At 63.7% G+C, this 10,524-nt stretch carries 8 protein-coding genes; 4 read left to right on the forward strand and 4 right to left on the reverse strand.

The genetic code is table 11. The annotated features are described in order from the left end of the window. Positions 1–242: 242 nt before the first annotated feature. The 3 genes from A5785_RS06175 to A5785_RS06185 all read left to right on the forward strand — a co-directional run bounded on the left by A5785_RS06175 (position 243) and on the right by A5785_RS06185 (position 6,069). A complete protein-coding gene (locus A5785_RS06175; RefSeq protein WP_064865243.1) occupies positions 243–1,793 on the forward strand; it encodes a DUF3375 domain-containing protein in 1,551 nt (516 codons plus the stop codon). Further along, positions 1,793–2,632, forward strand: coding sequence for a DUF4194 domain-containing protein (locus tag A5785_RS06180; protein ID WP_064865226.1), 840 nt, complete (start codon positions 1,793–1,795; stop codon positions 2,630–2,632). The genes A5785_RS06175 and A5785_RS06180 overlap by 1 nt, the downstream gene beginning before the upstream one ends. A gap of 119 nt (positions 2,633–2,751) precedes the next feature. Further along, positions 2,752–6,069, forward strand: coding sequence for an ATP-binding protein (locus A5785_RS06185; protein ID WP_064865248.1), 3,318 nt, complete (start codon positions 2,752–2,754; stop codon positions 6,067–6,069). 78 nt (positions 6,070–6,147) lie between these two features. Here the strand turns inward: A5785_RS06185 and A5785_RS06190 are convergent, their stop codons facing one another. The 3 genes from A5785_RS06190 to A5785_RS06200 all read right to left on the reverse strand — a co-directional run bounded on the left by A5785_RS06190 (position 6,148) and on the right by A5785_RS06200 (position 8,866). Beyond that, on the reverse strand, positions 6,148–6,999 hold the full coding sequence (locus tag A5785_RS06190; protein WP_005203029.1) for a 3-hydroxybutyryl-CoA dehydrogenase: 852 nt from the start codon (positions 6,997–6,999) through the stop codon (positions 6,148–6,150). Between the two features lie 101 nt (positions 7,000–7,100). Next, positions 7,101–8,225 carry a DmpA family aminopeptidase gene (locus A5785_RS06195; protein WP_064865229.1) on the reverse strand — a complete coding sequence of 375 codons (1,125 nt, stop codon included), beginning with the start codon at positions 8,223–8,225 and terminating at the stop codon, positions 7,101–7,103. Further along, positions 8,222–8,866 carry a TetR/AcrR family transcriptional regulator gene (locus A5785_RS06200; protein WP_064865233.1) on the reverse strand — a complete coding sequence of 215 codons (645 nt, stop codon included), beginning with the start codon at positions 8,864–8,866 and terminating at the stop codon, positions 8,222–8,224. The genes A5785_RS06195 and A5785_RS06200 overlap by 4 nt, the downstream gene beginning before the upstream one ends. A gap of 120 nt (positions 8,867–8,986) precedes the next feature. Here A5785_RS06200 and A5785_RS06205 point away from each other — a divergent pair, with 120 nt between their 5' ends. After that, complete coding sequence (locus tag A5785_RS06205) at positions 8,987–10,147, forward strand: APC family permease (RefSeq protein WP_231895436.1); 1,161 nt, start codon at positions 8,987–8,989, stop codon at positions 10,145–10,147. Positions 10,148–10,152: 5 nt separating this feature from the next. Here A5785_RS06205 and A5785_RS06210 read toward each other — a convergent pair. Then, the coding region (locus A5785_RS06210) for an integrase core domain-containing protein (protein WP_231895437.1) at positions 10,153–10,524 on the reverse strand (372 nt) is incomplete at its 5' end.

Raw genomic sequence — 10,524 nt, forward strand, 5'->3', positions numbered from 1 at the left:
CGAGTGCGGTCGCCCGACACAATTGGGTCGTGTGTCTCAACCGCTGGCCACGCGCGGGTGTGCACGTCCAGCGTCAACCCTATTCCGTCAGCCAAACCCGTGCCGCACGTGCTCGCGAAATGAGCTGGGTCGCGTCTCGCTCACAGCGTGTTCTCTGCCACTGAGGTGCGCTCGCGGTAGGGCCGACCGGCCATGGCAGACTCGACCGCGGTCCGTGAACGAGGTGCAACCGTGAGGTGACGATGGTGAACTCTGCCGTGGATGGGGCTCTGACGCTGACCGACACGTTCGAGGCAAACCGCTCGATCCAGCGCTCCGCAGCTGTCCGACTGTTCGCGGCCTCGAACTCCGCGATGTACGTCACGCTGATGGAACGTCATCTCGATTTCGGAATTCGCCACTCCGAGTCGGAGCTAGCGATTCGCCTCGACCGCGACATCGCGGCGCTCGGCACCTCCGACCAACCCGCCGGACTCGATCTCATCAAGTCGTGGGCCAAGCAGGGGTGGCTGCACCGCGTCACCGACGCGGCATCGCCGTCGGCGCCCAACGTGTGCTTCCTGAGCACCGAGGCGCGCTCGGTGATCGCCTACATGCGTCGGTTGCGGCGCGAGGACAGCGTCGCCACCGGCGGTTCGATCATGGGTGTGGCCGCCGGTCTGCACCGGGTCGCGACTCAGGTGACCGACGATCCGGAACGAATCCGCGAAGACATAGAGAGCCAGATCGACGAACTCGACGCCGAACTCGTCGAACTCAACGAGGGACGACGGCGACCATTCGACCTGCGGGGAGCAGAGGACGAGGCCCGGGCCATCGCCTACCAGATGGAGCAGATCATCACCGACATCGGCCAGTACGGCGCGATGCTCGATCGGATCACCACAGCACTGCTCGACGACCCGCACGACTCCGACCTCGCCTACCGCGATCGACAGCGACAGATGTTCGACGACTACGAGTCCCTCCTCGAGTCATCCCAGAGCGCGTCCTATCACGCCTTCACCCAGATGATCCAGGATCCGGTGCAGCGCGCCCGCCTCATCTCCGACATCGAGCTCGTCGTCGACAGGCTGCCGAGCATCGACACCGGACTGCGCGCAGTGATGGAGAACTTCTTCCCGTTGGTCAGTGAGCAGATGGCCGAGGTCGGGCGGATCAGGCAGCGCTGTGCCCGTCGAATCCGGCGGTTCGTCGCATCGGGAACTCTCGAGCAGAGCCGTGGCGTTGCCCGACAGCTCAACGACGCGCTGGCCACCGCCAACGAGTTGCTCAAGGATTCGCTCGCCGATCGTCGTCTCGGCTACGAACTGCCTGTCGCAACGCCGCAGGTGACATCGATCGGTCGGCTCGCGTTCGAAATCCGCAACCCGGCACCGCCGGAGCAGGCACGACCCGCCGACGGACGCACCAACCTTGCATCATTCGCATCTCTCGCGGGGCAGGTCGACACGGTGGAACTCGCCGACGTGGTGAACGACAAGCTGACAGGGGGACCGCTGTCATTGAGCGACGCGATCGCCGCGCTCGACGAGCCGTACCTCGCGCATGTCATCGTGTTGTGGTCGTGGGCCCTGCGCCAGCCTCGGGAAGTACAGCGCCAGCCTCGGGAAGCACAGCGCCAGCCTGGGGAGGCACAGCGCGAGCGTGGGGAGGGGTCGTCGTTTGTGCGGTTCCGGTCGCTCGAGGGCGAGGACCGCGCGATCGAAGTGCCGACGCTGATGTTCAGCGAGCCCATCCCGTCCCAGTACAGCGACACCGATTCGATTCTCAGCACGGAAGCCGACGCCTGATGACCAGCACCGACACCACCGATCCGAACACTCCCGGAACATCTACGGACACCGCTGTCTCCACCGGCACTCCCGCCGGCGAGTTCGCCGGATACGACGATCTGCCGACCGCGGCGACACACGGGAGGATCGACGGACCACGCGCGCCCCGATTCGACGGCGATGTCTCCGCGATGCCCGATCGCGCATGCTGGGCGTTGCAGAATCTCCTCACGCGCAGGCATGTCAGTGGTGACCGCAACCCACAACTGTGGGCGTGGGTCACCGAGTATCAGGATGTGCTGCGCAGCCGCCTGTCGGAGCTCGACCTCCGCCTGCGCCTCGTCGACGAGCTCCAAGTGGCATTCGTCGAGCAGGCCGGTTACGAGTCACGGTGGGGCAGAAAGATTCTCAAACGCGAGACCATCCAGACCTACGACGCGATCCTCGCCTTGCACCTCGCCAAGTTCCTGCGTTCGTCGCGCGAAGAGACAGCGATCATCACCCGCGAGGAGATCCACGAGATGTTCGCGGGCGTGACCAACACGATCGACCGCGATCTCGCATTGTTCGACAAGCGGATCGAGCGCGCGATAGACAAACTCGAAGAGCTCGACTTCTTACGCAGGCACCGCGACGATCCCGACACTTTCACCGTCAGCCCGGTGATCACCGCGGTGATGACCGCCTCGGTGATCACCGACCTACAGCATCAGTTCGAGCAGTTCATCGGTGCGGGCGACACCGGTGACGATCTCGCCGTCGACGCCGATTCGGCGGGCGCAGAAGGCAACTCGGCGCCGGCCGACCAGTCCGATTCCACTGACGAATACTCCGACGACGAAGGAGACGAGTGGTGAGTGATCTCGACAAGCTCGATCAGCGGGGAACGCTCGATCAGCGGGGCACAGCTGCCCAGCGAAGCACCGCCGACCCGCGGAGCACGCCCGACCGCGGTGAAGGGGACGAGCAGTACTACCTGTCCCGGTTGCAGCTCATCAACTGGGGCGTCTTCGACGGCTACCACTCCATCGGGTTCAGCCCGGGCGGCGCGCTCATCACGGGTTCGTCGGGAAGTGGCAAATCCTCACTGCTGGACGCGATTTCGCTGGCCTTCCTGCCGGATCACCGTCGCAACTTCAATGCTTCTGGCGATACCACCGCGGCCGGTTCGTCCGGCGGTCGACGCACCGTCGGCAAGTATGTGCGTGGTGCGTGGGGCGAGCGTCGCGACGCAACGGGAGCCCACCGCGAGATCATGTATCTCCGTGGTAGCGGCCCCGCCTGGGCGGCGATCGCCGTCACCTATACCTCGACGTCGGGCACAGCCATCACCGGACTGGTTCTGAAATGGCTCGGCGCAGGCAAACTCACCGATGCCCATAGCGCGTACTTCATCCACGACGGTGACGTCGACATCGTCGACGCCTGCAACGAGTGGGCCGCGAATGGCTACAGCGCCGCCCGGTTCCGCGACCGCGGCTGGCAGGGTGGTCCGGGAGAGGGCAAGTACCTGTCGACCCTGTACTCGTTGATCGGTATCCGCGGGTCGGACGCCGCACAGCAGTTGCTCGGAAAGGCCAAGTCGCTCAAGAGCGTTGGCGGCCTCGCACAGTTCGTACGCGAGTTCATGCTCGACGAACCCACGAGCATCGCGGGCATCTCCGACGCTCTCGAGCAGATCGATCCACTGGTCGAGGCGCGTGAACTCCTCGACGTATCCCGGCGTAAGCGCACCATTCTCGACAACGTCGAGGCGATGCAGGAACGCTATGCGGCGGAGTCGGCGACCTTCACGGTTCTCGACACCATCGAGCCCGAAGTGGTCCGCTCATACGTCACCAACCTGCGGCTGCACAATGCCGAACCCGAGATCGCCGACCTCGACGATCAAATCGCCCGCCTCGATTCCGACCTCGCCGCACTCAACGCGCAGCACGATCAACTCCGTCAGGATCACAGCCACCTTCTCGGTCGGATCGCGACGTCGACAGGCGATCTCGCGCCCCTGCAGGAACAACTCTCGACGGCGCAGAAGGCGAGCAACGAGGCGTCGATCCGTCGCGCCACCTATGAACACAAGATCTCCGCGCTCGGATTCGACATTCCCGAAGACGGCGAGGCGTTCTGGGAGTTGCGCGAGCACCTGATTCAGGAGGCCACCCGACTCGACGGTCAACTCGAGGCGGGCAAGCCACATTTCGCCGAGACCCTCGCCACCGAAGTCGCTGCGCGCTCCCAACGCGACGCTGCCCGTGATGAACTCGAGCGGGTGCGCCACGCCGGTTCCGCGCTGCCTCGCGCCGAACACGAGATGCGTCGAATCATCGCCAACGCGCTCCAACTCGACGAGTCCGAACTGCGGTATGTCGCCGAACTCGTCGAGCTCGAACCCTCTGCCGAGCGGTGGCGGCTGGCGGTCGAGAAGGTCCTGCGTAACGCCGGGCTGCGACTCCTGGTGCCGGACAAGCACTTTGCGGCCGCTCTCAAGTTCGTCAACGAGCACGACATGCGCGGACGGATTCAGCTCCACCACGCGGAGACGCGTCCCGCGCCGATGGTGGAGCCGGGCACGCTCGGGGCAACGCTCCGGGCGGCCGAACCCGACCACCCGTGCACCAACGAGGCGCTCACGATCCTCGCGAAGCTCGGCAATTACGTGTGCGTCGATTCCACCGCCGACTTCGTCGAGCACACCAAGGCCGTGACCGACCGTGGTCTTCGCAAGGACTCGGCGAAACTCGCCATCAAGGACGACCGTCAGCAGTTGCGTCCGTCCCAGTACATCTTCGTCGGAAACGTGAGCGCGAAAATCGCTGCGCTGCAAGAAGAACTCGAGTCCGAGAACGAGGTGTACGAACAGGCGCGAGCTCGCAGTGCCGAACTCGACCGAGAGCGCACCGCGAAGGAGCAGCGGCGCGACGCCTACCGACGGGTCTGCGAACAGTTTGCGGGGTGGAACGAGATCGACCTCGATACCGCTGACGACCGCGTCGACGCGCTCACCGAGCAGTACGAGCTCCTCATGGAGGAAAATCCCGACACTGAGGCACTCCAACGCAAGGCCGAGGACATCTGGGAGCAGGTCCGCACCGCCATTTCGCAGGCCGCACTGGTGCGGGACAAGATCGCCACCCACGACAGGCGTCGTACTCAACTACTCGACCTGGTCGACCGGTTGAAGATCGAACCCGTCTCTGCCCACGCGGAGGCGACGCTCGATCGCTTCCGCGAGGAGTCCGCGGCAGTGCTCGACGTGCTCGCACCGGATCCATTCCGCCAGGATCTACTCAAAGCCGTTGGGCGCGAGCGTGATCGGATGCGCGCCGACACTCGACGTTCGCGCGACGAGTTGGGTCGCATCCTCGACGCCTACGACAAGGAGTTCCCGGACGCGATCCCCAACGACAGCGACGATTTCGACGAGCGCGTCCACGACTACGTCGCGCTGTGTCGCCGCATCGACGAGCGCGAGCTGCCTGCCGCCTACGAGCGAATGCGACGACTCATCACCGAGCAGGCACCGGGCGCGATCCTGAGTCTGCACATGGCGGCTGAGGCCGAGGAGCGACGGATCGTCGAGCAGATCGAGCGGGTCAACTCCGGGCTCGGCTCGGTGGCCTTCAACCGCGGGACCCGCCTGCGGCTCTGCCCCGGGCGCAAGACTCTCGCAGCAGTCGCCGAATTGACCGACAAGGCGCGGCAGATCTCGTCGCGAACCGCAGCCGTCGGATTCGGCGACGAGGAGGCCATCCTCGAGCAGTACGCCGACATCCTGCTTCTGCGTGAACGACTCGCAGGCGCAACGCCCGAAGACCGTCAGTGGACGCGCGATGCGCTCGACGTTCGCAACCGATTCGACTTCTACTGCGAGGAGCGCGACGCCGAGACCGGCGAGACCATCCGCACGTACAGCAACGCGGGCGACAACTCCGGTGGTGAGCAAGAAAAGCTGATGGCGTTCTGTCTGGCAGGCGCGCTGAGCTTCAACCTGGCGAGTCCACACGGCAAGGGAAATCGCCCCATCTTCGCGCAGTTGATGCTCGACGAGGCGTTCTCGAAGTCCGACCCGCAGTTCGCGCAGCAGGCACTCGCGGCGTTCCGGAAGTTCGGCTTCCAATTGATCATCGTGGCAACGGTGCAGAACACCAGCACGATCCAGCCCTACATCGACAACGTCGTCATGGTGTCGAAGACCGAGGACGTCAACAGCCGTCCCATCGCCACCGCGATCTCGACGTCGATCCAGACGTTCTCGGATCTGCGTCGAACGAGCACGAGCTGCCTGCCCGTCTGAGCGGACGGGCCACCACTGACCAACGAGGGCCTCGGCTGGTAGCAACCAGCCGAGGCCCTCGTAGGTCAGAGCGTCGCGTCAGGACGAGTAGTCGTAGAAACCCTTGCCCGACTTCTTGCCCAGGTAGCCCGCCTCGACCATGCGACGCAGCAGCGGCGGCGGCGCGTAGTGGGGCTGACGGAATTCGTCGTACAGCGATTCCGCGACGTCGAGCACGACGTCGAGTCCGACGGTGTCGCTGAGCGTCAGCGGACCCATCGGGTGTCCGCAGCCGTTCACCATGCCGGTGTCGATGTCTTCCTTGGTGGCGTAGCCGCTCTCATACATCCGGATCGCGTCGACGAGGTAGGGGATGAGCAGGGCGTTGACGACGAACCCGCCACGGTCGCCTGCCTGAATTGTCTTCTTGCCGAGATGATCTCGTGCATACTCGGTGACCGTCGCGACTGCCTCCGGCGAGGTCGCCAGACTGGAGATGATCTCCACGAGCGGCATGACCGGCACCGGATTGAAGAAGTGAACACCCACGACCCGGCTGGGATCGGCGACATCCTTGGCGATCCGGATGATCGGGATCGACGACGTGTTGGTCGCGAGAATCGCAGTGGGGGCGGTGATCTTGTCGAGCTCGGCGAAGAAGCCCACCTTGAGCGCCTCGATCTCGGGCAGTGCCTCGATCACGAGCTCACGGTCGGCGAAGTCGGAGACCGACGTGGTCAGTGTCAGCCGCGCGAGCGCTTGTTCGGCGTCGTCGGCGCTGATCTTCGACTTCGAGACCGCACGGTTGATCGACTTCTCGATGCGTGCACGGGCAGCGTCAGCCGCAGCCTGGTCGCGCTCGAGCACGAGGACGTCGTCACCCGCGCGGATCGCGATCTCGGCGATACCGGCACCCATCGTGCCGCCGCCGACTACTCCGAGCTGTGTCATGGAGCTCCTCCAGATTGTGAAACGTGGTCGCAGGTCAGCCTACTGCGCAAGGGCCACACGAAATGAACCCGAGGTCGCGGCGGGGGTCCACCAACCCTCGATCAGGCTGTGAGCGCGGTGATCGCACTGTGCGGCAGCGCATAGGAGTGATGCCCATCTCGTCCGGTCATGTCTTCGGCGCCCGCGAGCGCGTTGAGCACGGCCTCCTCGACCGCATACACCGTCGCCGCGTAGAGCGCGTCCATACGATTCCACGGCATCACAGTCTGGGTGGTGAGGAGGACGTCGCTGTCCGATAGCGGAAATCCCGTCGTGGAGGAGCGGTCATCTGCCGTCGAGAAGGCGAGGAACAGATCACCGGAGAACAGCGATCCGGTCGTACCGGTTCTGGCTAGTCCCATCGGGACTCTTCGCGCCATGGCGGTGCACTGTGCGGATGTTGTCGGAGCATCCGTAGCCACGATGACGATGACCGACCCGGCACCGCCCGGAACAGAGAGGTCGTGCTCCAACCACGGCTCCGTCTCCATCGGGTTGGGGACGTCGACCTGAGTTCCCACCGGTATTCCGGCAATGGTCAGTTCGCTGCGCGAGCCGAAGTTCGCCTGGACGAATGCCCCAACGGTGAACTCGTGCGTCCCGATCTCGACGGCGCGTGACGCTGTGCCGCTACCCCCCTTGAAGCCGTAACAGTTCATCCCGGTACCGCCACCCACGTTGCCTTCGGCTGGCGCTGCTGCCGAAGCGGAATCAAGTGCACCACGCACGGCGTTCGCCGTGACATGGCCTCCATTGATGTCGTTGAGGTAGCCGTCCCATGTCTCTGCACACACCGGTAGCAGCCATTGTCTGCCCAGCACAGGATCTATGTCGTTGATCCACTCGATCACTGAGGCATGGCACTTTCCAACGGCGTGTGTATTGGAGATCGTGATCGGCAGTGAGAGTTCTCCCACCTCGTTGATCCAGTGGGCACCCGTCATCTCGCCGTTTCCGTTCAGCGAGTAGAAGCCTGCCGAACATGGCCTACCCACACCGGTTCTGCCACGCGGGAGAAGTGCCGTCACTCCTGTGCGCACCGGACCGCGGCCGACCTCGAGCGGGCCTGCCCCCTCGATGAGCGTGGTGTAGCCGACCTCGACGTTTGCAACGTCGGTGATCGCATTCTTCGGTCCGGGCGTACCGGGAAGCGTGACCCCGAGATCGCGAATGCGTGGCCGACTCATGACGTTACGTTTCGGTTCATCGGGGCACAGCCCGCTCCGACAATGTCGGGACAACCCGTTGCGGTACGCGCGTACGACGAGATCAGTTGCACTGCACGGGAATAGGAGAGTGACGCATTTGCGGTGATTATGTGCAAGCCGTATCCGTCCTCGAGTGTCACCAGGTTCGCCGCGATGTCGACTGACGGCTCGGTCAGCGTGAAGTGTCCTTGCGCAACACCGACATCCAGAATTCCCATGTACAGGGCAACCTGTTTGTCAAAGAGCGCGGTGACCAAGATCGCGTGGTCATCGCGCAACCCGAGATGCGAATCGAGTTGATAGAGAGCAGATACCAATGCGTCGTCCCCTGATCGCGGAAGGCCCGCGGAGATCATCACTCGCAGCCGGTCGCGAGCATCTGCGAGTGACGAGACCTCGCGAAGGCGGGCCGCATAGAACCTGTCGCTTGCGAGGCTGTGCACTTCTTTCAGCAGCGTCTCGAAATCGGTGAAGTAGTAGTGAATGGTTCCTGTCGACACATCGGCGATGGCCGCGATGTCGGCGATACGGAGGGCCGCCAGGCCGCGATCACGTATCGCGACGAGCGTCGCTGTGACTATCGCATCCCTCGCTGCGGCCTGGTCTTTGCGTCGAGCCATGACCCTCCTGTTTCGCCAGTTAACTTCTGATTACGCGCCTTTCTACGTATTGACAGCATAAACACATAATTCTTTGATTGACCAGTCAAGGAATTGCCCCGGTCATTGGAAGGAGCGCGCATGACCGACATCAACCCACGCATCGCGCCGGCAGCAGGCGTCGCATACGAACAACAACTCTCCCGGAGCCTTACTATGCGGGAGAACATTTTCATCACCCTGTCGTCTGTCACTCCGGCGTCGAGCGTGTTCATCATCGTTCCGGCTATTCTCTTGGCGGCAGGCGGCGCCTCGGTCCTGACAATGGCCATCGCTGCGGTAGCTGCCATCTTCGTGGGCATGTGTTACGCGGAGCTGGCAGCGACCTATCCGGTGACAGGTGGCGAATACACTTGGGCGGCAAGACTTCTGGGTCGGCCAGCGGGATTCGCATTGTTCTTGCTCACACTCGTCAGCGGCATCTTCATCATCGCGGTGATCGCGTTGGGTACAGGTGAATACCTCGGAGTCGCGTGGTCCGGACTGTCCGGCAAGTGGATTGGGGTGGGGGTCATCGTCGTCACGACGGTCGTCGCCACCTTGAACATCCGTACCAATGCCTGGGTCACCGGACTCTTTCTGGTCATCGAGATCGCTGCCGTGACGGTCTTGGCGATACTGGGGTTTGCGCACGTGTCGCGCGGTCCGGGGGAGTTCGTCCACGCACAGACCATTGTCGACGGCTCGCTGAGCCCCGTTGGATTCTCAGCTCTGGTCACGCTCGTACCGGTGGCGCTGTTCGCCTACAACGGCTACGGAGCGGCCGTGTACTACGTCGAGGAAACGAAGAACGCAGGCAAGATGATAGGGCGGGTGATCATGGTCTGTCTCGCCGTCACCGTGGCCGTTGAGATCATCCCCCTGATGGCAGTGGTCGTCGGGGCACCATCGATGAAAGATCTTCTCTCGGCCGAGTCACCGATGAACTACTTTCTCATCGCACGCGGAGGGCCGACGCTCAACATTGTCATCAGCGTCGGCATTGCGATCGCGATCATCAATGCGGTCATCGCGATCATTCTCCAGATCGCGCGACTCGTATTCGCATCGGCCCGCGACCGATCGTGGCCAAAGCCGGTCGACGACGTGCTCGGCCGCGTGCATCCTCGCCTGCACACACCCGTTGCCGCCACTGTGCTGGTTGGCCTGGTGGCGGCCGTCGCCGCCGCGTTTCTGCCACTCGACTGGCTCGTCAATGCAACCGGAGCAACCACGGTGGGGGCCTGGTGCACGGATAGGTGACAGGGTTAGTCACGCGGCCTGAGGGGAGCCTCGTGGTTGATGATGGTCTCGAATTCAATGGGGGTCAATCTGCCGAGGCGGTCCTGTCGTCTGCGGCGGTGGTAGGTCCGTTCGATCCAGTGCACGATGGCGGCCCGGAGCTCGTCTCTGGTGGCCCAGGATCGACGGTCGAGGACGTTGTTCTGTAGCAGCGAGAAGAAGCTCTCCATCGCCGCGTTGTCACCACACGCACCGACCCTGCCCATCGACCCGAGCATGCCGTGCCGGGTGATGGCCTTCTGCATCTTCTTCGAACGAAATTGACCGGGCTCAACCAGTCGATGCAACACCGGCTTGTTGGAGCAACAATAGCTGCTCGTTGAAGGCCTCAGCGGGAG

It is taken from the genome of Gordonia sp. 852002-50395_SCH5434458 (assembly GCF_001665905.1).
In the GTDB taxonomy this organism is placed as follows: domain Bacteria; phylum Actinomycetota; class Actinomycetes; order Mycobacteriales; family Mycobacteriaceae; genus Gordonia; species Gordonia jacobaea.